Source organism: Roseibium sp. Sym1 (genome assembly GCF_027359675.1).
Classification (GTDB): Bacteria; Pseudomonadota; Alphaproteobacteria; order Rhizobiales; family Stappiaceae; genus Roseibium.
In genome coordinates, this window is the sequence record NZ_CP114786.1 from 265,222 (window position 1) to 289,749 (window position 24,528).

Annotated in this window: 19 protein-coding genes; 6 read left to right on the plus strand and 13 right to left on the minus strand. The window is 63.7% G+C overall.

Features of this window, described 5'->3' with window-relative positions; genetic code table 11:
- Window positions 1-76 precede the first annotated feature (76 nt).
- Window positions 77-775 (minus strand): type 1 glutamine amidotransferase, encoded by a 699-nt coding sequence (locus tag O6760_RS01225; RefSeq protein ID WP_269583675.1) that lies wholly within the window; start codon window positions 773-775, stop codon window positions 77-79.
- A 155-nt stretch (window positions 776-930) separates the two neighbouring features.
- On the opposite strand from O6760_RS01225, the gene O6760_RS01230 reads away from it, so the two are divergent.
- Window positions 931-1,848, plus strand: a complete 918-nt coding sequence (locus O6760_RS01230; protein WP_269583676.1) for a DMT family transporter — start codon at window positions 931-933, stop codon at window positions 1,846-1,848.
- Between the two features lie 55 nt (window positions 1,849-1,903).
- Here O6760_RS01230 and O6760_RS01235 read toward each other — a convergent pair whose 3' ends face one another.
- Together O6760_RS01235 and O6760_RS01240 are read right to left on the minus strand one after the other, a co-directional pair.
- Window positions 1,904-2,794 carry a LysR substrate-binding domain-containing protein gene (locus tag O6760_RS01235; RefSeq protein WP_269583677.1) on the minus strand — a complete coding sequence of 297 codons (891 nt, stop codon included), beginning with the start codon at window positions 2,792-2,794 and terminating at the stop codon, window positions 1,904-1,906.
- Between the two features lie 165 nt (window positions 2,795-2,959).
- Complete coding sequence (locus O6760_RS01240) at window positions 2,960-3,835, minus strand: LysR substrate-binding domain-containing protein (protein WP_269583678.1); 876 nt, start codon at window positions 3,833-3,835, stop codon at window positions 2,960-2,962.
- Window positions 3,836-4,100: 265 nt separating this feature from the next.
- Between O6760_RS01240 and O6760_RS01245 the strand changes: the two genes are divergently transcribed.
- Window positions 4,101-4,412, plus strand: a complete 312-nt coding sequence (locus O6760_RS01245) for a DUF1127 domain-containing protein (RefSeq protein ID WP_269583679.1) — start codon at window positions 4,101-4,103, stop codon at window positions 4,410-4,412.
- A gap of 135 nt (window positions 4,413-4,547) precedes the next feature.
- Here O6760_RS01245 and O6760_RS01250 read toward each other — a convergent pair whose 3' ends face one another.
- The 4 genes from O6760_RS01250 to O6760_RS01265 form a co-directional block, all read right to left on the minus strand.
- The gene (locus O6760_RS01250) at window positions 4,548-5,315 is read right to left on the minus strand and encodes a DUF937 domain-containing protein (protein WP_269583680.1); all 768 of its coding nucleotides are present in this window, start codon (window positions 5,313-5,315) and stop codon (window positions 4,548-4,550) included.
- A 151-nt stretch (window positions 5,316-5,466) separates the two neighbouring features.
- On the minus strand, window positions 5,467-6,840 hold the full coding sequence (locus tag O6760_RS01255; protein WP_269583681.1) for a glutamate--cysteine ligase: 1,374 nt from the start codon (window positions 6,838-6,840) through the stop codon (window positions 5,467-5,469).
- A 230-nt stretch (window positions 6,841-7,070) separates the two neighbouring features.
- Complete coding sequence (locus tag O6760_RS01260; RefSeq protein WP_269583682.1) at window positions 7,071-8,822, minus strand: adenylate/guanylate cyclase domain-containing protein; 1,752 nt, start codon at window positions 8,820-8,822, stop codon at window positions 7,071-7,073.
- A 4-nt stretch (window positions 8,823-8,826) separates the two neighbouring features.
- Window positions 8,827-9,585 (minus strand): 16S rRNA (uracil(1498)-N(3))-methyltransferase, encoded by a 759-nt coding sequence (locus O6760_RS01265; protein ID WP_269583683.1) that lies wholly within the window; start codon window positions 9,583-9,585, stop codon window positions 8,827-8,829.
- Window positions 9,586-9,791: 206 nt separating this feature from the next.
- Here O6760_RS01265 and xseA point away from each other — a divergent pair, with 206 nt between their 5' ends.
- Together xseA and O6760_RS01275 are read left to right on the plus strand one after the other, a co-directional pair.
- Window positions 9,792-11,357, plus strand: a complete 1,566-nt coding sequence (gene xseA / locus O6760_RS01270; protein WP_269583684.1) for an exodeoxyribonuclease VII large subunit — start codon at window positions 9,792-9,794, stop codon at window positions 11,355-11,357.
- 202 nt (window positions 11,358-11,559) lie between these two features.
- Complete coding sequence (locus O6760_RS01275) at window positions 11,560-12,117, plus strand: DUF805 domain-containing protein (RefSeq protein WP_269583685.1); 558 nt, start codon at window positions 11,560-11,562, stop codon at window positions 12,115-12,117.
- 127 nt (window positions 12,118-12,244) lie between these two features.
- Here O6760_RS01275 and O6760_RS01280 read toward each other — a convergent pair whose 3' ends face one another.
- The 5 genes from O6760_RS01280 to O6760_RS01300 form a co-directional block, all read right to left on the minus strand.
- Complete coding sequence (locus O6760_RS01280) at window positions 12,245-13,615, minus strand: TRAP transporter large permease (RefSeq protein WP_269583686.1); 1,371 nt, start codon at window positions 13,613-13,615, stop codon at window positions 12,245-12,247.
- Window positions 13,612-14,256 (minus strand): TRAP transporter small permease subunit, encoded by a 645-nt coding sequence (locus O6760_RS01285; RefSeq protein ID WP_269583687.1) that lies wholly within the window; start codon window positions 14,254-14,256, stop codon window positions 13,612-13,614. The genes O6760_RS01280 and O6760_RS01285 overlap by 4 nt, the downstream gene beginning before the upstream one ends.
- An 85-nt stretch (window positions 14,257-14,341) precedes the next feature.
- The gene (locus O6760_RS01290) at window positions 14,342-15,358 is read right to left on the minus strand and encodes a C4-dicarboxylate TRAP transporter substrate-binding protein (protein ID WP_269583688.1); all 1,017 of its coding nucleotides are present in this window, start codon (window positions 15,356-15,358) and stop codon (window positions 14,342-14,344) included.
- 253 nt (window positions 15,359-15,611) lie between these two features.
- Window positions 15,612-17,009, minus strand: coding sequence for a sigma-54-dependent transcriptional regulator (locus O6760_RS01295; RefSeq protein WP_269583689.1), 1,398 nt, complete (start codon window positions 17,007-17,009; stop codon window positions 15,612-15,614).
- Window positions 17,006-18,793 (minus strand): sensor histidine kinase, encoded by a 1,788-nt coding sequence (locus O6760_RS01300; RefSeq protein WP_269583690.1) that lies wholly within the window; start codon window positions 18,791-18,793, stop codon window positions 17,006-17,008. Before O6760_RS01300 ends, O6760_RS01295 begins: the two co-directional genes overlap by 4 nt.
- A 143-nt stretch (window positions 18,794-18,936) precedes the next feature.
- Between O6760_RS01300 and O6760_RS01305 the strand changes: the two genes are divergently transcribed.
- Window positions 18,937-19,770 carry a universal stress protein gene (locus O6760_RS01305; protein WP_269583691.1) on the plus strand — a complete coding sequence of 278 codons (834 nt, stop codon included), beginning with the start codon at window positions 18,937-18,939 and terminating at the stop codon, window positions 19,768-19,770.
- Between the two features lie 117 nt (window positions 19,771-19,887).
- Window positions 19,888-22,617: a bifunctional acetate--CoA ligase family protein/GNAT family N-acetyltransferase gene (locus O6760_RS01310; protein ID WP_269583692.1), complete on the plus strand. Its 2,730-nt coding sequence runs from the start codon at window positions 19,888-19,890 to the stop codon at window positions 22,615-22,617.
- A 113-nt stretch (window positions 22,618-22,730) separates the two neighbouring features.
- Here the strand turns inward: O6760_RS01310 and O6760_RS01315 are convergent, their stop codons facing one another.
- Entirely contained in the window at window positions 22,731-24,395 is a 1,665-nt protein-coding gene (locus tag O6760_RS01315; protein WP_269583693.1) for a thiamine pyrophosphate-binding protein, read from the minus strand.
- Between the last annotated feature and the right edge of the window lie 133 nt (window positions 24,396-24,528).

Consider the following 24,528-nt stretch of genomic DNA (forward strand, 5'->3'; position numbering starts at 1 on the left):
CCAACAACCGGCGCCGGCGGCAGGAACGACAAGTCAGGGAGGTATGTCCGCCGAACCAGTCAGGTGCCTTTTCAATCTACAGCAGCTTCAGCCAGGCCCGTGACAGCGCTTCGCCGGTCTCCTCTGCCGCAGGCGCATGGCGCGCGGCTTCGGCCTCGAAACGCTCGGGCCAGTCCGGAGCATGGGCGGCAACGTCGTCCGCGAATTGTTCCGACCAGTGGCGCACTTCCGTCAGGCCCGTTTCGAAATGGAACTGGACGGCATAGGTCGTCCGGCCCATGCGGAAAGCCTGAACGGGTGTCATCGCGCTGGTCGCCAGATGCACGGCCCCTTCGGGCATCGTCACCGTGTCGGCGTGCCAGTGAAACTGGGGCCGGCCGGTCCGCAGCTCCTTCAGCACCGGATCTTCCCGGCCGTCCCTCGTGGGGATCACTTCGCGCCAGCCGAATTCCACCGGCAGGTCCAGAAGATTGCGCCCGCCAAAGGCCCGCGCGACCAGCTGTGATCCGAGACAGATGCCAAGCACGGGTCTTTCCACCTGGTGGAACCTGAGGATCAGGTCGCAGACCTTTGGCAGATGGGGATAGTCCTCGTCCGCCAGAGCGTTCTGCGCCCCACCCAGCACGACGAGGCCGGCAAAGGCTTCGATTTCCCAAGGCAGGGCCTCACCCGCATAGGCCTTGATGGTCTGCCAGGAATGCCCTTCCGCTGCAGCGACCCGGCCCAGCACACCAATCTCGGTATGCGGATAGTTTTCGATGACGAGAAAGTGCATGCAGCCCCCCGGGCGGATCGAACACGGCACCGTCAGTTTTGCCGCCCGAAGCTTATCCATCGCCCCGCTTGATGGAAACATCAAAAACAATCATTTGCGCTGAAGTGTGCCGGGTCGCACATTGTTGGCCAAGTCCCCGAAAAAACGGTTCCGTCATGAGTGTCGCCTCCCCCGCCCTTCGTCCAGGCTCCGCCGGTTTCAGTGCCACGGATTACGGGCTTTATGCCGCCACCGTTCTGGCCTGGGGCTTCAGCTGGATCGCCATGAAGGGACAGGTCGCAACCGTCGCTCCGGAAGTCTCGGTGTTCTGGCGCTTCGTGCTGGCCTCGGCGATCATGATGGCCTGGGCGCGCTACCGGGGCCACAGCCTCGCCTTTCCGGTCGCCGATCACCTGCGTTTCGCCGGGCTCGGTGCCCTCATCTTCTCGACCAATTTCACGCTGTTCTACTATGGCGCTGCCATTCTTCCGTCCGGCCTGCTGGCGGTGACCTTCTCGACGGCCTCGATCTTCAACCTGTTCCTGGGCGCGGTTCTGTTCGGGCAGCGCCCCAATCCGATTGCACTCCTCGCGGGCGTTCTCGGCTTCGCCGGCATCGGCCTGATGTTCTGGCCGAACCTGGCGGGCGCGGAATTCAACACCGAGGCCGCCTTCGGCCTGGCTCTTTGTGTCGGCGGTACGCTGTCCTTCTGTCTCGGCAACATGCTGTCCGCCGTCACCCAGCGGCGCGGTATCGGCGTTACACCGGCAACCGCCTGGGGCATGGTCTACGGCATGGTCTTTCTGGGGCTGTTTTCGGCCCTGCGCGGGCAGAGCTTCGCCATCGAGATCTCGGTCCAGTATCTCGGCAGCCTGGTCTATCTCGCGGTTGTCGCCTCGGTGATCGCGTTCGCGTCCTACCTGACCCTGCTGGGCCGAATAGGCTCGGCACGCGCCGGCTACGCCACGGTGATGTTCCCGGTGGTGGCCCTGACGTTGTCGACGATCTTTGAAGGGTATCAGTGGACGCCGCTGGCCGCGGTGGGTCTGGTCTGTGTGCTCGGCGGCAACCTGATGATGCTGCGGGCACGCTGATTGCCGCGGCACAGCGCTTCAACCAATCCGTTGAATTGAAATGAAGGTGCGCAGCCTATTCGGCGGCGACCTGGGCACCGCTGGTGCCGACATTGCCGATGGCGGCTATCAGGTGATTGCAAAGCGTGTCGTGCATGGTCTCGCGGGCGCTGTCGGATCGCAGCAGCGCGATGTCGCAGAAAGGCAGCGGCGGGAAGCCGTCCTTTTCGTCCAGGATGCGCAGGCCGTCGCGAATTGCGCTTTCCGGAAAGACGCTGACGGCCAGTCCGGCCTGTACGGCGCCGACAAGCGCGGTGGCGCTGGAACTGGTGTAGGAGACGCGGTACTGCCGTCCCGACCGGTCCAGGGCATCCATCGAAAGCCGCCGCCAGCCGCAGGACGCCGGGCCGAGCGCCAGGCGGATCACGTCCTGGGTGTGGGCGCAATGCTGGGTCGACGTGACCCAGTAGAGCGGTTCGCGCCGGATGATCTCGCCGCGCAAATCCATCGTGTCGCCGGACGTCGTGATGGCGACATCCAGAACCCCTTCGCGGATCGCCTGTGTCAGCTTCGCGCTGGAGCAGCACTCCACCTGCACCTCGATGGACGGATTGAGACGGTTGAAAGCCGCAAGGACCTGAGGCAGCAGCCGGTCCGCATAATCGTCCGGCACACCCAGTTTGACATGACCGACTTCCTTCTGGCCATTGAAGGCCGACAGGGTCTCGTCATTCAGCAAGATCATGCGCCGGGCGAACTCGACCAGCCTGAGGCCGTCTTCGGTGAGCCGCGACTGACGGCCATCCTTGATGAAGATCGACTGACCGACGCGCTCTTCCAGACGGCGCATCTGCATGGAGACGGCCGACTGGGTCTTGTGCACGGCCTCACCCGCCTTGGTGAAGCTGCCAAGTTCCGCGATCGCCAGGAAGGTCCGCAACTGATCGATATCTAGAGCGACTTGCATGAGGAACCTTTAGATGACCCGCAGGTCAGCCGGAAATTCGAGATTCGAATTGATTGATCAAAGATACATCACAGTCTCTAACACTTCAATGTGTAATTCGCCAGCGGCAAAACCGGTCCGGACTTTAACCGTCTGAACTTATGGCAGGAATTGAAAAATTTCAGACTATTCAGCAGCCTGCGGAACGGAAAGGTTGTCCAGCGACGACACGATATGTTCCACAAGGGCGTCCGTGACCCGGGACGAGTTGTGCCAGGAACGCATGATGCCGATTTCGCATTCGGGCAGTCTCGGAAATCCGTCGGTTTCCGTCAGCACCCGCATACCCGGTCGAAGCGCGGATTCCGGAAGTACCGAAATGGCAAGACCCGCAAGCACTGCGGCGCCGACCGCCGTCGAGTTCCAGCTGGAATACAAAAGCCGATGCTCGCGCATCTGGTCCCCCAGCGCATTGATGGCCGCCTTGCGCCAGTCACAGGTTGCCCGGCCGAGCGCAAGGGGCAGCGGCGATTCATTTTCCACCGCGTGACGGGCGGAGACGACCCAGAGCAGCGGTTCGCGGCGCACGACGTCGACGTTCTTGCGCCCCTTCTTCTGAACGTGGGTGATGATGGCGACATCCAGCTCCCCCTCGGCGATCATGTCGGCAAGGTTCGGTGTCGGCGCGCAGACCACGCTGACCTCCGCCTTGGGGTTGGATCTTGAAAACCGGGCCAGGATCTCCGGCAGGAAGCGGTCGGCATAGTCGTCCGGCGTCCCGAGCCTGACCAGGCCCGCCAGTTCCGTGTCGTCGAAGGCCGCCAGGGTTTCGTCGTTCAGCTGAACCAGCCTTCGGGCGTAGTGCAGAAGCCGTTCGCCATGTTCGGTCAGCCGCGATTGCCGCCCGACGCGTACGAACAGCGGCTTGCCGATCCGTTCCTCCAGCCGGCGCATCTGCATGGACACCGCCGACTGGGTCTTGTGCACATTTTCAGCGGCACGCGTGAAGCTGCCGCTTTCGGCAATGGCCACGAAAGTTCGGAGCTGATCCAGGTCGAGCATGGGCGCCTCAATTATCAGGGTTGCTCATGTTTAGCACGACATTCATTCGTTCGGAAAATGTTTTCGGAACGGCCGCCGAATGCCGGCAGCGATCTGCCCCAAAAATCCTGACATCACAGGAAGTGATTGTTTCAATCACAAACATTCGTTGGATTTATAGCAGGAAAGTCTCCATGTTGAGCATGTTCCAACAACAAGGACCGCCAACGCTGGCGCGGAACAGGCTGCCGGAAATTCCTCCGGCCGCTCACAGGAGATTTTTGCCATGACACATTCTGCAAGCACCCCGGCCTTCGCTCTTCTCGGGCAGATGATTGCCCGTGCATGGCGCGTATTCAACAACCGGCGCCAATTCGCGGAACTGAAACACTGGTCCGACGAGCAGCTGGAAGACATCGGCCTGACCCGGAGCGACGTTCGACGGGCCCTGGCCGGACCATTCTATACCGATCCGACATCTGTGGTGAGCGCGGCCAGCATGCAGCGCACCTGGCAGGGTGTGCGCGCTGCCAATGCGGCGCCGGATGTCCGCCTCGTGGAGACCGAAACAAGCCGTCCCGGACAACTGGCCGCCTGATCCCCGCGGCCATCCTCCGGTTCGGCAACCCCATTAGCAGCCCCTGTCGGCATAGCCTTGCTGACGCAACTGACCCGCCCCCTCCGGCGGGTCTTTTTTTTGGGGGGGGCCTTTTTCAGATCGCATTTCCGGGCGTCACCCCGGACGGAAATCCTTCGAGGCCTTTTCGAAGAAACTGTCGAAGGCCTTGAACTGGCTGGACTGAAAATCGCGACCGGCAGCCATCCAGCTGTTCACCATTTCGTCGAATTCCGAAGCCTCCTGGTTCACGTGCTCTTCCGGATCCGGTGGCAGCTCTTCCTCTTCGTCTTCTTCCGGCTCCGGCTCGGCCGGAGCCTCGACGACACGTGCCGGCTGCAGGAACGCTCCCCAGAAGGCCTGCATGGCATCGGTGTATCCCTGGAGGTAATCCACCGGTGTGGGCTGCGGCTTTGGCCGGCCCCTGGCAAAGCCGCGCAAATAGGCATCCAGGAGATTGCGCGCCTCACCGTGAACGAAGGGACGCGCGATCTGGCCCATGGCGAGTGTCGCCGCCACCGGCATCATTTCCTGGATGGCATCCCGTTGCAGTCCGGTCAGGACGGAGATCTGGGCGGCCAGGGCCTGTTGCACCGCCTCCGGTCCGAAAAACGGGGCCAGGGCGGCTTCCGATGGTGTCTGAAACAGGCTGGAAAAGCCGGCAAAGGGGATTTGTGTGGCGCTGGTCAGGGGCGATGCCTGGCCCAGGAACTCGGTAAAGCCCGGAACGGTGTTGCCGAAGTAGCGAAAGCCGTTCAGCGCCGCCGGCAGCAACTGCTCCATGACCCGGTTGAGGTCCCCGTTCGACCAGCCAAAACGGTTCCGGACATCTTCCGACAGGGAAAAAATGTCGAAAGGGGGAGCTGACGTCTCGCTGCCAGTCATCGCACTGCTCCGGTCACGCTGTTGCAAGGTCTTGAGAAACAAGACCAACCTTGAACAGAGTGACCTCTCCCGGGCGTTACGTCAATTCGCGCCTGAGAACACGGCGTGCCTTTCCCGTACAAACCGGCCCCGCGGGGCCCGGCAGGACCGGTCAGTAGGCGTATTCCTTGAACACCTTGGTGATGTCGCCGCCCCACGAGCCGTTGTAACGCTGCAACAGCACATCGGCCGGGCACATGCCGGAAGCAAGGCCTTCCTCGATCGGCGCCAAATGGACGCGCTCGTCCAGATCGCCGTCGCTGAGTCGGTTGCGGCGCTTCAGGCCTTCCTGGGACAACGCCAGCACGTCCTTGGCGACGTCCAGGAGCGTGCCGCCCCGGAACGGCGTCTGCAGCGCGTGTTTCGGCACGTCCCGGCGCAAGGCAGCGCGTTCTTCCTGCGTCCAGTCCCTGATCAGTTCATAGGCCTGGTCCATCACGCCGGTGTCGTAGAGAAGACCCACCCACAGCGCCGGCAGGGCACAGATGCGCCGCCACGGGCCACCGTCGGCGCCGCGCATCTCGATATACTTCTTCAGCCGCACATCCGGGAACAGCGTCGACAGGTGGTTGTTCCAGTCGCCGATCGACGGTGTCGCATCCGGCACCTTGCCTTCCAGCGCACCGTTCATGAACTGGCGGAAGGTGGTTCCCGTGACGTCGTAATAGGTTTCGCCGCGCTTGACGAAATACATCGGCACGTCCAGCGCCCAGTCGACATAGCGCTCGAAACCGAACCCGTCTTCAAAGGCAAAGGGCATGTCGCCGGTGCGGTCCGCGTCCGTGTCGGTCCAGATCTGCGCCCGGAACGACTTGAAGCCGTTCGGCTTGCCTTCGGTGAAGGGGGAATTGGCGAAGATTGCCGTCGCGACCGGCTGCAGGGCAAGACCGATGCGCATCTTCTTGACCATGTCCGCTTCGGACGAGAAATCCAGGTTCACCTGGATGGTCGAGGTCCGGTACATCATGTCGAGGCCGAGCGAACCGACCTTCGGCATGTAGTTGGTCATGATGTCGTAGCGGGATTTCGGCATGCGGGGCACATCCGCACGCGACCAGGTCGGGGTCATGCCGATGCCGAGGAAGCCGACGCCGAGCGGTTCGGCGACCTGGCGCACCTGCGCAAGGTGCTGGTTGGCCTCGCGGCAGGTCAGGTGCAGGTTGTCGAGCGGCGCTCCGGAGAGTTCGAACTGCCCGCCGGGTTCGATGGAAATGGCGCCGCCACCGTGGTCGTCGGCCAGGCCGATGATCTTGCCCGCATCCTCGATCCGCTCCCAGCCGGTTAGCTTCTCCATGCCCGTGAGCACGGCCTCGACGCCATGCGCGCCTTCATAGGGGATCGGGGTCAGTTCATTCAGGCAGAAACCGAACTTCTCGTGTTCGGTGCCGATTCGGAACTGGTCCTCCGGCTTGTTGCCCGCTTCGAGCGTCGCCGCCAGGTCCGCGACCGTTGCAATCGGGGTGGAATCGACCGTGTCGCGGGCCATGAAAGCGTCCTAGTGCTTGCGCGGCCCGCCAGGTTGCCCCCTGCCTACCGCAATGATCCGACGCGTTTCAAAGAGAAACGCCTTAAAGCTTGGGTGATTTAGGATTCCTGAAACAATAATGCAAGCGTGGAAACGACACGGGGCGCGCGGGTCCCGACGATGCCGGGGCGTCGGTCACGGAGATTTGCATCCAATCCAAAGCCGTTTCCAAGGTCCCGAAGCCCCGTCCGTCACGCAATCCTGAAGACGGATAAAGGCTCCGTGCGACCGCGCAGATGGACCGAGCCGAGGCTGGTCGCGCTGGTGCCTTCCGGCAGGTGCGCCATCGTCTCACCGCTGACCAGCGCGATCACCTTGGCGTCCGGATCCACCGTCTTGCCGTGTTCCTGAAGGCGCGCGGCCACATTCACCGCATCGCCGATGACGGTGTAGTTCATCCGGGCCGACGAACCGATATCACCCACCACGACCTTGCCGGTATGCACGCCGATGCGCACACGCATCGTGTCCAGCGGCATCTGCGCGATCTTGTCCGCAAGCGCCTTGACCGCGGAGATTGCCAGCGTCGCATGATCCGGCTGGTCGGACGGCGCTCCCCAGAACGCCATCACGCCGTCGCCGAGAAACTTGTCGATCGTGCCGTGCTGCTCGGCAATGGCATCCGACACCGTCTCGAAATAGCCGTTGAGGTAGGAAGCGGTCTCCTGCGCGCTCATGTGCGAGGCCAGGTCGGTAAATCCGGCAAGATCCGTGAAGACGATCGTCATCTCCTTGATCTCGATGTTGCGCGTGCTCGTCATGCCTTCCTCGATCAGCCGCGAAACGAGCTGGCGAGGTACATATTTGGCAAAGGCATTCAGGGCGCCGATGGAGCCGTTGAAGGCCTGGTTGACGTCGTCCAGTTCCGCCAGCCGCGAGCGCGGCAGCCGTTCCGAAGCGTCGAAATCGAGCTGTCTCAGGCTGGCCGCGGCATGCGCCAGACGGTTCAGCGGCCGGCCGAGAAGGCGTCCGACAACAAAGGACAGAAAGGCGCCTACCACGAGGGCGACCAGCGCCGCATAGAGCACAATCCGGGTCTGGTCGAGCGCCGCGCCGAATTCCTCCGCGCGGTAGAGCGTGCCCAGGATCCATCCCTTTGCCGGCCCGGACGACACCTCGGTGAAGATTGCCGTGAACATGCCCTTGGTCCCGGGAAAGACCCGTCCCTCGATCGAACCGCCCATGGTGTGGGCGTTTTCAGTCTCGACCCAGATGAGATGAAGGGGCGAGGCGGTCAGGCCGGCAAGCGCGGGCAGAGGCTGTTCGGGCGAAGCGGCGAAAGCGGCCGCGGGCGCGTCAGACACCACGATGGCCCTGTCCCGCCCCGACAGCAGGAACACCTGTTGCCGGCCCTCCCATTCCATGTCCCTGGCGACCCGCGCGAACACCGGCTGCGGATAGAGCGCCCTCAACGACTGGCCGTTGCCAAGATCGATTTCCGCGACCTTGACCCCGGTGGCCATGCCCTGCCGGTACTGGAAATCCGACCAGGCCACCTGCGGCAGTTCATCGGTGGGGGTTTCCGTCAGCACCGCCCGGCCAAGCTCGAGTTCGGCCCCTTCCGGCAGCAGGCGGTAATAGGGTTCCAGGTCGGCGTCGGACAGCTGCTCAGCCGACCGGGACACTTCGACCGCCACCGTGCGCAGCAACATTTCCTGCTGCCGGAAGAACCTGTCCAGAACGGCTTCGTTGCCTTTGAGGACGGCGAGCCCCTGTTCATCGAGCAGCCGTCCGGCAATGCGCCGGTCGGATGTCGCCATGTAGGTTATGATAATCCCGCAGATCACCACCAGCAGGACGGAAAAGACCAGACCGAGCGCGACACCGACGGGAAGTCGCAGGCGCCTGCCGTCCTTTTGAGGCGATCCCGGCCCCGCCGCATTGCCGTGGCCGGCGGAAACATCCCGCATCGGCTGGTCCGGCGGCAGGATCTGCTGGGACATCAACTCACCTCCAGTCGCCGACGGTCGCCTGAATGACCGTCAGGGCCGCGACGGCCGCGGTATCGGCCCTGAGGATACGTGGTCCAAGCGGAATCGGCGACACAAAATCGAGGCTGCGCAGCCGCGCGCGTTCCTCTTCGGAAAAACCGCCTTCCGGCCCGATCAGGACCGCGAGAGGCTGTGGCCCGGCTTCCTTGAGCTGTGCCAGGGTGAGAAGCGGGTTGTTGGTGCCTTCGCTTTCGTCGCAAAACAGCAGCCGCCGTCCGGGCTGGGCTTCGGACCACACGTCCAGGACGTCGTTCAAAGGCTGGGGCGCTAGCACTTCCGGCACGGACAGCACCCCGCATTGTTCGGCAGCCTCGATCACGTTGGCTTCCATGCGCTCCAGATTGACCCGGCTTGCCTGGGTATGCTGCGTCATCACGGGCTTCAGGCTGCCGGCTCCCATTTCCACGGCCTTCTGCACCATGTAGTCCAGCCTTGCGTGCTTGAGCGGGGCGAACATGTACATCAGGTCGTTGGGCACCGTCTGGTCCCGCGTCCGCTCCATGAGCTGCAGTGCGCATTCACGCCGGCCGCTGGCGGCGATCTTGGCCAGCCATTCGCCGTCGCTGCCGTTGAAGACCTGCACATAGTCGCCGTCCTTGAGGCGCAGCACGTTGAGGAGATAGTTCGCCTGGCCGCGGTCCGCTTCGATGCGCGCGCCATCGGCAAGAATGTGTCGCAAAAACAGTCGTTGCATGTTGAACTCGTATTTGGCCATGACCAGACCCTACGCCCGATTGTGTGGGTTTCAAGGCGGATAGCGTCAACCACACGCGTCATCCAAGCCTATTCGATTCTGTCCGTCTCCGGCCAATCATGTCGCGTATTCCTTGCGCGGAAGGGGATAGTCCCGTGCATCGGCGGGCCTCCCCTTGACCCTCTCACCGCGAGCGGCCACTTTCGGGAAACCAGAAGGAATCACCTGTGGCCGAGCAATCTTCCAACGTCGCCGAATTCTCCGTTTCCGAGATTTCCTTTTCCATCAAGCGCACGATGGAGGACGCCTTCGGCTACGTGCGGGTGCGCGGCGAACTGGGGCGGATATCGCGGCCCGGTTCCGGTCACATCTACCTCGACCTGAAGGACGACCGCGCGGTCCTGTCCGGCGTGATCTGGCGCGGCGTTGCCTCGAAGCTGAAGATCCAGCCGGAACAGGGCCTCGAAGTGATCGCCACCGGCAAGATCACCACCTTCCCGGGCCAGTCGAAATACCAGATGGTGATCGACGCGCTGGAGCCGGCCGGCGCCGGCGCCCTGATGGCCCTCCTGGAGGAACGCAAGAAGAAGCTTGCCGCCGAGGGCCTGTTCGCGGAGGAGCGCAAGCGCAAGCTGCCGCCGCTGCCCAAGGTGATCGGCGTGGTGACCTCGCCCACCGGAGCCGTCATCCGCGACATCCTGCACCGCATCGACGACCGGTTTCCCGTCCATGTGCTGGTCTGGCCCGTCCGTGTCCAGGGCGAAACCTCGGGGGCGGAAGTCGCCAACGGCATCCGCGGTTTCAACGCGCTTCAGCCCGGCGGGCCGATCCCGCGGCCCGATCTCCTGATCGTTGCCCGCGGCGGTGGCAGCATCGAGGACCTTTGGGGCTTCAACGAGGAAGCCGTCGTGCGTGCGGCCGCGGCCAGCGACATCCCGCTCATTTCCGCCGTCGGCCACGAAACCGACTGGACGCTGATCGATCTCGCCGCCGACCTGCGCGCACCGACGCCGACGGGCGCCGCCGAAATCGCCGTGCCGGTGAAGGCCGAACTCATGGCGATGGTCGACGACCGGTCCCGGCGGCTCAATTCCGGGCTCGTGCGCTTTGTCACCGGCCGGCGCACGGAGCTGAGGGCCGCCAGTGCCGCCCTGCCCGCACCCCAGGACCTTCTGGCCCTGCCGCGCCAGAAATTCGACAATCTGGCAAATGGCCTGGAACGGGCCCTGATCGTCAGCACGCGGACGCACCGGACCCATTTCCAGAATTTCGCCGGCCGCCTGTCGCCGCTGCTGCTGTCACGCCTCAGCACCAAGGCGCGGCAGGATCTGGCGCAGGCCAGCGACCGGCAACAACGCGCCCTGAAGGTGGCGGTCAGCCAGAAGCGGCACGCCTTCGATACCCTTGCCGTGCGGCTGACGCCGACGCGTCTGGCCCAGCAGACCGTGCTCGGCCAGGAACGGCTCACCGGCCTCGGCGACCGGCTCGACCGGGCCTATCTCGCCCGCGTAACGCAGGAAAAGGCCCGGCTGGACGGCCTGCAGAAACTCCTGAAATCGCTTTCCTACAAGGATGTGCTGGCGCGCGGCTACGCGGTGGTCCGTGACGACAGCGGTCATCCGGTGCGCTCCGCGGCCGGCGTCGCGTCCGGTGCCGCGCTGTCCATCGAACTGGCCGACGGTACGATCGACGCGGTCGCCATGAGTGACAGCGCCGCCTCCAAACCGGCCAGGAGCAAACCGAAGAAACCGGCGACCGGAAAGGGCCCGGTGGACCAGGGAAGCCTGTTCTAGGGCACCGGCTCCGGCGTTTCCTCCACCGCCCCGGAGGTCCGGTTCAGTTATCCAAATAGACCCCTGTCATTTCATGCAGTTTTAACCATGTCCCTTACGTCAATCTTAAGTTGCCTGGCGTAGCGTAACCGGCGTTCAATCTATTGATTTTCGAACGGGGGCACCGATGGCGGCGCAACGCAAGCAATTTGGAAGACGCGGATTGCCGCAGCAGCCTGCCCAGGGCTGGGCGGATCAGAAGACCCAGCACGGCGGTGCGGCTGCCTCCCAGGCCTATCCTTCGCCTGGCTATGCAGCGGTTTCAGACGAAGGCGGGTCAGGCTTTTCGATTTTCAAGGCATTCGGGTTTCTGGTGGGGATGCTGTTCAGCTTCGAGGGACGTATCGGCCGAATGGAATACTGGACCATCGGCATTGTGCGCTTCATCATCTTCATGATGGCCATCATGGCCTACGCGTCCACGCTCCCGCCGGTTCAGGGCGAAGTCGACGCCGTGGCGGTCATGCGCGGGTTCGTCGACACGACCGGCGGTCTGTTGTTCCTCCTGCTGTTCCTGGCCCTTACGGTATGCCTGTTTTCGCTGGAGGTGAGGCGCCTGCACGACCGGGATAAGTCAGGACTGTGGGTCCTGCTCCTGTTTGTCCCGTTCATTGGCGGCTTCTACGGCCTCTGGCTCTTCATCGCCAACGGCTTCTTTCCCGGTACAGCGGGCGCGAACCGTTTCGACACGGTACAGAGCCAGGCGAACGTTTTCGACTGAACCGGTTGCCGCGGCCGGCCGGGAGATTGTCACGCCTGGTCCGGATCTCCGAGCTGACGCAAAAACAAAAGCGCCGCTGCGAGGAACCGCAGCGGCGCTTTTTTGCCGTGTGCTGCCGACAGCTGCGTCAGCCCATCAGTTCCGGCAGGATCGTGATGATCGACGGGAAGGCAAGCAAGCCGGCGATGGTCAGCACGTCCGCAACGAAGAACGGCACACAGCCACGGAAGACTTCCTGCACCGGGATGTCGGGACGAACCCCCGAGACCACGAAACAGTTCAGGCCGATCGGCGGGGTTATCAGACAGAGCTCCGCCATCTTCACCACCAGGATGCCGAACCAGATCGCGCAGGCTTCGCCCGACATGCCGAAGGCGCTGTCGGCCGCCGAGACGCCCTCGCCGCCGTTCAGGGCCATCACTGCCGGATAGACCACCGGAAGGGTCAGGATCAGCATGCCGATCGCGTCCATGAACATGCCGAGCACCGCATAGCCCAGAAGAATGCAGATCATCACCATCCAGGGCGAGAACTCCAGCGCGACGATGAAGTCCCTGAAGGCCTCGGGAAGACCCGCGAAGCCCAGGAAGCGCACATAGACCAGCACGCCCCAGATCAGGGTGAAGATCATCACGGTGAGTTTGGCCGTTTCGTGCAGGGCCTGGCCGAGTTGCCTGGTCTTCATGCCCTTGGCAAAGGCCACCACCAGCACCACGAAGGCACCGAGGGAGCCCGCTTCGGTCGGCGTTGCCAGACCGAAGAAGAACGAGCAGAAGATGATCGCCACCACGGCAATGATCGGCAGCGTCCCCGGGACGCTCTCCAACCGTTCGCTCCAGGTAAAGCCCTTAATTGCCGGAGCGTCGCCACGCCAGGCGGCGACGGCGACGATGATGCCGACATAGATCAGCGCCGAAAAGACCCCCGGCAGGAAGCCGGCGATCAGCAGCTTGCCGACCGACTGCTCCACCAAAATGGCGTAGATCACCAGGATCGCCGAGGGTGGGATCAGCGAGGCCAGCGTGCCGCCGGCTGCCACAACCGCGGCGGACAGGCGCTTGGAGTACCCCGCCTCCAGCATCTCCGGAATGGCGACACGGGCGAACACCGCCGCCGTGGCAACGGACGCCCCGGACACCGCGGCAAAGCCGGCGGTCGAAAACACCGTGCCGACGGCCATTCCGCCCGGCAGCCAGCCGAGCCAGCGCTTGGCGGCCTCGAACAGTTGCTTGGTAAAGCCGGCGTAAAACGCCAGGAAGCCGATCAGGATGAAGGTCGGCAGCACCGACAGCGCATAGGTGACGGATTTCGAATGCGGGATGGTGCCGGCCATCTGCAGGGCGACAAAGAAGCCGCGCTCGAAGCCCATCTTCATGGAGAAGTGGATGATCAGTCCGACAAGCCCGGTGAATGCGGCGGCAAAGGCCACCCGGACCCCGATGACCACCAGGACCAGCAGCACACCGGTCATCAAAAGGCCAACTTCAAACGGCGTCATTTGGCCTCTCCTTCGTCGAGGTCGTCACCAAAGGCTTCTTCGATTTCATGTTTGGCGTGCTCCTCGACGTCTTCAATCACCGGCACGGCAATCGGTTCGCGCGCAGGGTTCGCGACCAGTCGGGCATAGCCGTAGACCTGCATCAGCAAACGCAGAAACAGGAGGCTCAGTGCCAGGGGGATCATGAACTTGGACGGCCAGGTCGGCAGCCGGATGTCCATGGTGCTGTCGCCAATGTTCAGGGCGCGTTCGAAGTGAAACAGCGACCCCCAGATCAGCAACGCAACGGTGAAGGCGATCAGGATGACGCCGACCATCTCGCAGATGTAGAGCGTTCGGCCACTGAGCCTGCCGAGCACGATCTCCATCCGGATATGGCCGCCGACACGCTGACAGTAGGCGACGCCCGCAAAGGCGAAGATCGCCATGGCCTGTTCCGTGATGTCGATAAAGCCGGGGATCGGCGTGTTGAAGGCCAGACGCCCCAGTACCTGGGCGACGGCCAGCAGCATCAAGGCGAGAATCGAGAAAGCCGCGAACATGTTGAAGGCGTTTTCGACATGGCCGAGCCAGCCGTCGAAACGGATATACGTAACCGGGCGTTCCGAAGAGGAACGTCCACCGGGATCAGTCGTCATCATGAGTAAAAGCCCCGAGCAGGGCTTTCCGGCGCCCGCATCGTGATCGCGCGCCGGAAAGCATGAGGGTCAAGTCAGGAGTGCCGGTTTATTCGGCGATGGTCTTCTTGACCATGTCGAGCAGTTCCTGCGCGGGCAGGCCGTTTGCAGTCTGCTCTTCCACCCAGGCGGCGTGGATCGGGCCCGCCTTTTCGGCAAAGGCGGCAAGTTCCTCGTCCGAGAACTCGACCTGCGTGATGCCGCGCTCTTCCAGTTCCGGCCACCACTTGTCATAGACCTTGGCGTAGGTGTCGAGGTAATGCGCGATCGCCGGATCGACCGACTCGTCAAGCGCTGCCTTGAAATCGTCCGGCAGGGCGTTGTAGGCGTCGACATTGACCACGACCGGGCAATGCACGGTGCCCGGGTTGAGGTTCTTGGTCCACCAGTTGGCAACCTCGATGACCTTGAAGGCCAGATGCGCATGCGGAGCGAAGCCGGCCGCCTGGACCGTGCCGCTGTCGATGGCCTGGTAGGTTTCCGAGGCGGTCACCGAGGTCGGCACCGCGCCGGCGGCTTCCATCAGTTTGCCGAGACCGCCCAGCGCGCGCACGCGCATGCCGTCAAAGTCGGCGACGGAGGTCGGTACATCGCCCTTGCCGGCGAAGTTGTACTGCGGCATCGGCGACGGCATCAGCAGCTTGGCGTTCCAGCGTGCGAGATCCTTCTGCACGGCCGGATGCTCATAGAGTGCCTTGGAGACCTTCACTTCGGTTTCCAGGTCGGACACACCAAGGAACGGCAGTTCCAGAACCGTCAGGGTCGGGTTCTTGTCGGCGTGGTAGGAAGCGCAGAACTGGGCCATCTCGAATGCACCGAAGGAGATACCGTCAAGGTTCTCGCGGGACTTGGACAGCGCACCGCCATAATGCAGATTGATCACGAACTTGCCGTCAGTCTTCGCGGCAACTTCTTCCGCCAGCTTTTCGACATGTTCGGTAAAGGCGCGGCGCTTGCCCCAGAGCGAGACGTTCCAGGTCACGTCCTGGGCAAAGGTTTCGGTGGCAAAGACAGTGGCGAGCGCAAGCGCGGATACCGCGGTAGCGGACTTGAGTGAAAAGAGCATGAAATCCTCCCAAGATATTTTGCTCATTTCCTTGGCGGCTCAGCCTGCACGCTCTGCGCTGCAGGCCCGCACCAAGTCGATGGTGCCGTAGCATGACCCGTGCCAAGTGGCGTTGACAACACCTGTTTGAGGGAATTTCTGCGGTTTCGTGGCGACGAGCCGCGGATGCTGCGGTGCAGCTCGGCAAGATCTTGCCGATCCCCGTTTGCCATCGGCGGAATTCCGCCGAAACACGACTGTCCGGTGACAGGTTTCAGCTTTCCGAGGCGTCCGCCTGGCCGACCTGTTCACGGCTCAGGCCCAGCCGCGTCATCTTTTCGTTCAGCGTTCGCCTTGGGAGGTTGAGTTCGCGCATGACATCGGCAATGCGTCCGCCATGGCGGCGCAGGGCACCTTCGATCAGGTTGCGCTCATAAGCATCCATGAGGTCCTTCAGTCCGCCACCGGCCGGCATTTCTCCCTGATCACGCTGCCCGGTCACGAGCGCCTCGAGCGGCTGCGGGCTAACCGGCGCGTTGAGCACGAAGCGTTCGGCGGCATTGCGCAGCTCGCGCACATTCCCTGGCCAGGCATAGGTCTGCAGGAAGGCCTCGTCCCGCGCGCTTGTCACAGGCGGCTCCAGGCCGTACTGGACCGCAAACCGGTTCAGGAATGTGTCGAACAGCAGCAGCGCGTCGCGGCCGCGTTCGCGCAGCGGCGGCACGCGCAACTCGATCGTGTTCAGGCGGAACAGAAGGTCCTCGCGCAGGCGGCCGGACTGGACCGCCTCGCCCGGTTCGATATTTGCGGCGCTGATCAGGCGGATATCCACATCGACGGGTTTGGTGCCGCCAATCCGGTCGATTTTCTTTTCCTGAAGCACCCTCAGCAGTTTCGGCTGCAAGGCCATCGGCATGGAGACGATCTCGTCGAGGAAGAGGACGCCGCCACCGGCCGCCTCGATCCGCCCGATGCGCAGGCGATCCGCACCGGTAAAGGCGCCCGCCTCGTGACCGAACAGTTCCGCCTCGACCATCGCCTCGGGCAGCGCCGCGGCGTTGATCGCCATGAACGGCCCGTCCTTGCGCGGGCTGAAATCATGCAGCGCCTGGGCGATGACTTCCTTGCCGGTTCCGGTTTCTCCAGTGATCAGCACCGCGGCATCGGTCCCGGCAAAATGCAGGATCTGCCGGCGCAGCGCCTGCATCGCCGGGCTCGATCCGATCAAGCGGCTTTCCAGGCCGGCGCTGTCGGTCAGTTGCATCTTGAGAGCACGGTTTTCAAGCACCAGTGCACGCCTGTCACAGGCGCGCCGTACCACATCCGCGATCAGGTCCGGATCGAAGGGCTTCTCGACGAAGTCATAGGCGCCCGCGCGCATGGCTTCCACGGCCATGGGGACGTCACCGTGCCCGGTGATCAGCACCACCGGCAGGTCGGCATCCAGATCCTTGACCCGGCGGAGCAGCATCATGCCGTCCTCGCCGTCGAGCATCACGTCGGACACCACGCAGCCCTCATAGCCCGGCGACAGCTTCGCCAGGGCCTGATCGACAGTGGCCACTTCCTGGGTTTCGTAGCCGGCCAGGCGGATCCACTGCCTGAGGGCGGCGCGCATGGAGGGATCGTCGTCAACGATCAGGACGGGGATCTTGATATGCTGGTCTGTCATTCGGCCGCTTCGGATTTCAGATCCGGTAGGGGATCATTGTCGGCATGCCCTTCGCCGAGGCCCGGCAGCCGGAGTTCGAACACGGCTCCTTTAGGGGTGTTCGCCGTCACTGACAAGCCGCCGCCGAGATCTTCCGCAAGACGGATCGAAATGGCGAGTCCCAGCCCCATGCCGCCCGAACTGGCCTTGGTCGAGAAGAATGGATCGAAAATCCGTTCACGCAGATCCTCCGGAATGCCCGGGCCATTGTCCGAGATCCGCAGGATCACCTGCCCTTCCTGCTGGTCGGCCCGGAGCGTCACCTTGCCCTGCTCCTCGCTTGCGGCCGCATCGGCGCCGTTGCGCAACAGGTTGACCAGGATCTGTTCGATCCTCAGCGGCGCCGTCTCGGCCTCCAGCGGCGCGTCGGGAAGGTCCAGATCCAGGGTGACGCCTGTCTCCTCGAAACGCGGCCGCACGATCTTTTCCGCGACACGGACGCTTTCCCTCAGGTCGATCTTCTCGATCCGGCTTTCACCCGGCCGGGCGAAGCGTTTCAGCTCCTGTGTGAGGTGGGCCATGCGCATCTGCAGGGAGTCGATCTCGTCCAGGTTTTCCGCAGCCGTGTCGGTATCTCCCTTTTCAAGGAACTTGCGGGTGCCCGCCACGAACATCCTGAGGGCGGCGAGCGGCTGGCTGAGTTCATGGACGACGGCGGCGGACATTTCGCCGACAGCCGCTAGGCGGTTCGACCGGGCAAGACCGCGCTGCGCTTCCAGAAGCTCGCGCTCCACGCGCCGACGCTCCTGAATCTCCTCGACAAGGCGCGTGTTCAGTTCCTTGAGACCGGCCGATTCCTGGCGCAGCAGCGCCGATGCCTTGCGCAGGCGCCGTCCACGCAGGACCAGCACGATAACCGCATAGATGAGACACAAGGTGATCGCAGCCGCCCAGATCGGCAGCACGCTCTTGCGGGTTTCCTCGACCGGTACCAGGAAATGCAGCGTCCAGCCGAGCAGGCCGACATCCGCCGAATTGTGACGGAAGGCCCTGCCGTCAATCACGAGCTGCTGCTTGGCCTGCACCGGCCGGTCGCTGACCGGTGTCAGATCCCGGCCGGCATACTGACGGGTGGCCTCGATCGTCCGGCGCACTTCCTCGGGCAGGGCGGCGAGCGTGCGGTAACGCCATTCGGGCTGGCTGGAGAGAAAAATCACGCCGTTTGCGTCGGAGGCAAACACGGTTTCCCCGCCTTCGGCCCAGGCTTCTTCCAGCGGCCCCATATCCACCTTGACGACGGCAACCCCGACCGGCTTGCCGGTAACCGGGGTCGGTCTTGCCAGAAACAGGCCCGGTTCGTCCGAGGTTGCGCCGATGGCAAAAAACTGGCCCTCCCGGCCCTGGTACGCCGACTTGAAATAGGGCCTGAAACCATAGTTCCGGCCGACCAGCGACAGGCTGTCCTGCCAGTTGCTGGCGGCCAGCGTCGTGCCCTCCGCATTCATCACGTAGAGCAGCTCGACGCCGGAATTTTCCGCCATTTCCTCGAGGAAACGGTTGGCGCTCTCAACCGGCTGGCCGAGGCCCAGCGCGGAGGTCGCACGCGGATCGCGTGCGATCATGTAGGGCAGGTAACGGTATTTCTGGTATTCGCCGAGGATCGTCTGGCGGTACAGCGTCAGGCGTTCGGCCGCCTTGCGGTCAATGCTGTCCCTGTCCAGCTCCAGAAAGAGCTGAACCAGCACGAAGGCGGCCACCACGAGCAGGAACGGCGGCAGGGCCAGATAGAGCCAGCGTTTCGACATGGGTCCATATTGCGCATTTTTTCCGTTTCGGCCAGCGGGAGCGGATTTCCGTTTGATACGCGTCAAGGACGGTTGCACCATCGCTCCTGTAATTTTCTGGCAAGGCCGGTTCGATACGCATGTACCGGCCATAGGAGGGTTAAATGCCGATCAAAGATATTTTGACTGTTCTGGATCTCGCGGGCGATCAGCCGGCCGCCAAGTATGCGCTGGAATTCGGCCGCACGCACGATGCTCACGTGACCGGCCTGGCCGTGTCGTTCGAGCCTGTGGTGCCGGCCTTTGCCGCAGCGCCGATGCCGGTCGACTATCTCCAGGCCGCGCATGAACAGGCGATTGCGGCCGCCAATGAAGCCAAGAAGGAGTTTGACGAACTCGCCCGCCTTGCGGCGGTCAACAGCGAAAGCCGGGTTGCCGAAATCCTGACCGGCGGACCGCTGGAAAACGTCCTGGTACATTGCCGGCCGACAGATCTCGTCGTGGTCGGCCAGGCCAATCCCGACCAGCCGGAGCCCATGCGCGAATTGCTGATCGAAACCATCCTGTTCGAAAGCGGCGTGCCTGTCCTGCTGGTGCCCTATATCGGCAGCAAGGCGTTCCAGCCGAAAAATGTCCTGGTCGGCTGGGACGGCAGTTCCACCGCGACCCGGGCCATTCACGCCGCTCTGCCGGTGCTTGAAAAGGCCGACAAGATCACGCTCCTGGTGATCGAGAAAAAGGCAACGACGGCCCAGGGACAGCCGGGTGCCGATGTCGCCAACTATCTCGCCCGCCACAACATGGATGTCACCGTGGAGGTGATCACCAACCCGCAGGCAGGCATTGCCGACACCGTGCTCAACCACGTCAGCGACAACGGCAACGACCTTGTTGTCATGGGCGGATACGGCCACAGCCGGATGCGCGAATTCCTGTTCGGCGGCGCGACCCGGGAAATCCTGGAAGCCATGACCGTGCCGGTGCTGATGGCGCACTGAGCGAATTTTTTGCAATGCAAAATGCCCGCGGACCTGACACAATCGGGGCCGCGGGCATTTTGTTTGGATGTTCTTTGAAACCGGCGCCGATTTCGGCGGCGGGAAAGGATTGCGCAGGTGACCATTCGAAATCTGGATGGCTTTTTCGCGCCGCGCTCGATCGCGGTCTTTGGCCCCTGCCGGCACCCCGGGGTCCTGACGCAAAAACTGATCGCCTGCCTGCATGATATCGAGGCCGGCCATCCCGTCACGCTGATCGGCATCGACGAGGACGTCCCCTTTCACGGCAGGAAGGTCGACCGGCTGGAAGACCTGGAGACCATGCCGGACCTGGCGATCTATCTGGCCGCACCCGAGGTCCTGCCCGGCACGATCACGAAACTTGGCGCCGGTGGCACGAAAGCTGTCCTGATCCCCTCCCCCGGCTACGAAATCTGGCCGGAAGACCTGCTTCAGGCCTGCCGGGAGGCCGCGCAATCGACCAATCTGCGCCTAATCGGCCCGGGAACGCTTGGGCTGGCGGTTCCCGCAAGCGGCCTCAACGCCCTTTTGAGCGCCGAGCCTCCGGAGAAGGGCGAAGTCGCCTTTATCTCGCGCTCGGGCGCCGTCCTCAACGCGACACTGTCCTGGGCGAAAGCGCACCGGACGGGTTTTTCCGCGGTCGTTTCACTCGGTGCGCGCATGGATGTCGATATCGGCGACCTGATCGACTATTTCGCCCAGGATTACCGGACCCGCGCCATCGTCTTGCACCTTGAAGGCATCGCTGTTCCGCGCAAGTTCATTTCCGCGGCCCGGGCCGCCGCGCGCAGCAAGCCGGTGATCGTGATCCGTTCCGGCAAGAGCCGCGACACGGGCGGAACCGGCCGGACCCATGCCGGCCGCCTGGCGCGCACGGACCTGGTATACGAGACCGTGTTCCGCCGGACCGGGCTTTTGCGCGTTCATGACCTTGATGAAATGTTCGAAGCACTTGAAACGCTCTCCCACATCCGCGTCCCCCGCTGCGAGAAACTGGCCGTTCTGGCCAATGGCCGCAGCCTGGCAAGCCTGGCGGTCGACCGGTTGTCGGACCTGGGTGCCGATTTCGCCAATCTTGGTCCGGAGACACGCACGGCCCTTGCGGGCATCAGCCGGACCCATGCAGACCTGGACGATACGCCCGCGGCGGCCGGCTCGGTGATCCTGAAGGAGAGCGTCTCACCGGAGGACATCACCGGCGCCATCACCACGGTCCTGAAGGATCCGGAAGTTGACGGGGCCATTGTCCTGCAGGCAGCCAGCGCGTTCCAGCCCCTGCCGGCGATCGCAAAGGCGGTGGTCGACGCCGGACTGGCCGACCGGCGGCGCACGGGCCGGCGCAAGGCCCTTGTCGCGGGTCTCATCGGCGGTGACGGCGCGGTGCGCGCGTCCCTGTCAGAGGCAAAGATCCCGAACTATGCCAGCCCGGCGGAAGCGGCGCGCAGCCTCATGCACCTGGCGCACGATGCGCAGGCCCGGGAATTTCTGATGGCGGTTCCTCCCAGCCTGCCGAGCAGCTTCACTCCGGATGTGGCGACTGCGCGCGGGATCGTCACGGCCGCGCTGGCGCAAGACCGGACCTGGCTCAGCCCTCCTGAAGTTGTCGCGGTGCTCAGGGCCTATGACTTGCCGATCATGGCCACGCAGATGGCGGAAACCCCGGAAGAGGCTGCCGCCCTGTCGCGGCCGTTTCTCGAGGAGCACGCGCATTGTGTCGTCAAGCTGATCTCTCCGGATCTGCCGTTCAAGTCGCGTATCGACGGCGTGCGCCTCGGACTGGACAGCGCCGAGGCCGTCCGGCATGCGGCGCAAGAGCTGATCGCGAAAACGAAGCTCAATTACCCGGACGCCCGGATCGCGGGGATCTCCATTCACCCGATGCTGGAGGACCGGCACGGACTGGAACTTTATCTGGGACTGGCGGAGACACCGGAGTTCGGGCCTGTTCTGGTGTTCGGTCACGGCGGCACCTCGATCGAGGAAAGTGTCGATATCGCCCTCGAACTGCCACCGCTGGACCTGAACCTTGCAGAGGCGATGATCGGGCGCACGCGCATTGCGCGCCTGCTCGACGGCGGCCCGTCCCGGCCCGCGCTCGACCGGGCCGCGCTCGGCCAGGCGCTGGTGAAACTCTCCCAGATCACCATCGACATTCCGGAGATCCAGGAACTCGACATCAACCCCATCGTGGCGCTGCCTTCCGGCCTGATTGCGCTCGATGCCCGCATGACCCTTTGCCACCCGGAGCAACGGCCCGGCCGCACCGGAAGCTCCCGCCTGGCGATCACGCCCTATCCGCAGGAGTGGGAGCAGACCCTCACCCTGAAGGGCGACCGGACCGTCTTCGTGCGTCCCGTCCGTCCGGAGGACGAAGACATGTTCAAGGCGTTTTTCGAAGCCGTGACCCCGGAAGACCTGCGCCTGCGCTTCTTCGCGCCCGTTCGGGACTTCAGTCACAGGTTCCTGTCCCGTCTGACCCAGCTGGACTATGCCCGCGCCATTGCCTTCACCGCGATCGATCCGGACAACGGCAGTCTGCTCGGCGTTGTCCGCCTGCATGCGGATCCCGATCACCAGACCGGCGAATATGCGGTGATGGTGCGTTCCGACCTGAAGGGCCTCGGTCTTGGCTGGGCCCTGATGAAACTGATCATCCGCTACGCAAGGGCGGACGGCATCGAAGTGATCAAGGGCGAGGTGCTGAAGGAAAACACCTCGATGATCTCCATGTGCCATGCCCTCGGCTTTACCGTCGGCACGTCGCCCGACGATCCGGGCATCGCTCTGGTGACATTGCCGGTGGCCGAGATGCCGGAGGAGATGTGAGGGGATACACGCCTTCCCCACCCCACCGTCATTCCGGACAAGTGCAGCGCAAGCTGCATGCAGATCCGGAAATCGGCGCATCAGCGTGAGCGCAGTCTGTTGAGCTCCCGCCCCTATTTCCCCTCCGCCGCGGCGCGGATCTGGCTCAGGCTTGCAGCGGGGGTGATCGCCTCCGGATCGAGTTTCAGATGCAGGACCGCGGGCGTGCCGGAGGCACGGGCCCGCTCGAAGGCCGGGCCGAACGCTTCGGTGGTCTCGACCGTCTCGCCGAAAGCGCCGTAGCTTCTGGCAAGGGCGGCGAAATCCGGATTGACCAGTTTCGTTGCCGACGGCCGGCCCGGATAGTGACGTTCCTGGTGCATGCGGATGGTGCCGTACATGCCGTTGTCGATCACCAGCACGATGATGTTGGCGCCGTCCTGGCAGGCGGTGCCGAATTCCTGCATGGTCATCTGCAGGCAGCCGTCGCCGGCGAAACAGACGACCTCGCGTTCCGGGAAGGCCAGTTTCGCCGCAACCGCCGCCGGCAGGCCGTAGCCCATGGATCCGGAGGTCGGGGCGGCCTGGGTGGCAAAGCGGCGGAAACGGTGGAACCGGTGCAGCCAGGTGGCGTAGTTGCCCGCGCCATTGGTGCAGATTGCATCTTCGCCCAGATTGGCCTCCAGCCAGTCCATCACGCCGGCCATCTGAAGCGCACCCGGGATTTCGGGGCGCGCGCCGGACCAGTCCAGATAGTCCCGATGCGCCTTTGACGCTTCCCCCGCGCCTTTCAGTTCGGATGGCGGCTGCAGACCCTCCGCGGCCTTGCAGAAGGCGGTCGGGCTGGCATGGATCGCGAGCGACGGCCGGTAGACCCGTCCCAGCTCCTCCGCATCCGGATGGATGTGCACCAGCTGCTGGCTGGGGCTCGGAATATCCAAGAGGGAATAGGACTGGCTCGGCATTTCGGAGAGACGGCCGCCGACCAGCAAGATCAGGTCGGACGCCTTGATCCGGGCAAGCAGCTTCGGATTGATGCCGATACCGACGTCGCCGGCATAGTTGGCGTGCAGGTTGTCGAACAGCATCTGGCGGCGGAAGGAACAGGCAACAGGAAGATCGAAGCGTTCGGCGAAACGGGTGAAACCGGCCACGGCCTCTTCCGACCAGCGGCTGCCGCCGAGGATCGCGATCGGCCGTTCCGCCGCCCAGAGACGCTTTTGCAGATCCGCCATCTGGGTCAGTCCGGGATGGGTCTCGACCTGGGACCAGGCGGGAGGCTGCGGCACGTCGGCCATTTCGACAAGCATGTCTTCCGGCAGGGCCAGCACCACCGGGCCCGGACGGCCGGACGTCGCCACATGATAGGCCCTTGAGATGAATTCCGGCACGCGCCCGGCGTGGTCGATCTCGGCAACCCACTTGGCGATGCCGCCGAACATCTGGCGGTAGTCGACTTCCTGGAACGCCTCGCGCTCGCGCATGCCGCGTTCGATCTGGCCGATGAACAGGATCATCGGCGTGGAATCCTGGGCGGCGACATGAACGCCGGCCGAGGCGTTGGTGGCCCCGGGACCGCGGGTGACCATGCAGATGCCCGGTCTGCCCGTCAGCTTGCCGTGGGCGTCGGCCATCATCGCGGCACCGCCCTCCTGGCGGCAGACGGTGACGGGGATATTCGCGTCGTAAAGCGCATCCAGAACGGCCAGGTAGCTTTCCCCGGGCACGCAGAACACCCGCTCCGCGCCATGGCGCTCCAGCGCCTCCACAAGCAATGCGCCGCCGGTCTTTTCAGCCATGATCCGTTTCCTGCTCAAAAATGCCTGATCATTCTATAGCGTATGAAACAGCGGCCTGTCAGAGGCGAAAATCAGATTAATTGGCAATGAGATCATTCCGAAATGGAAGGATTGACAGATATCTTGGGGATTG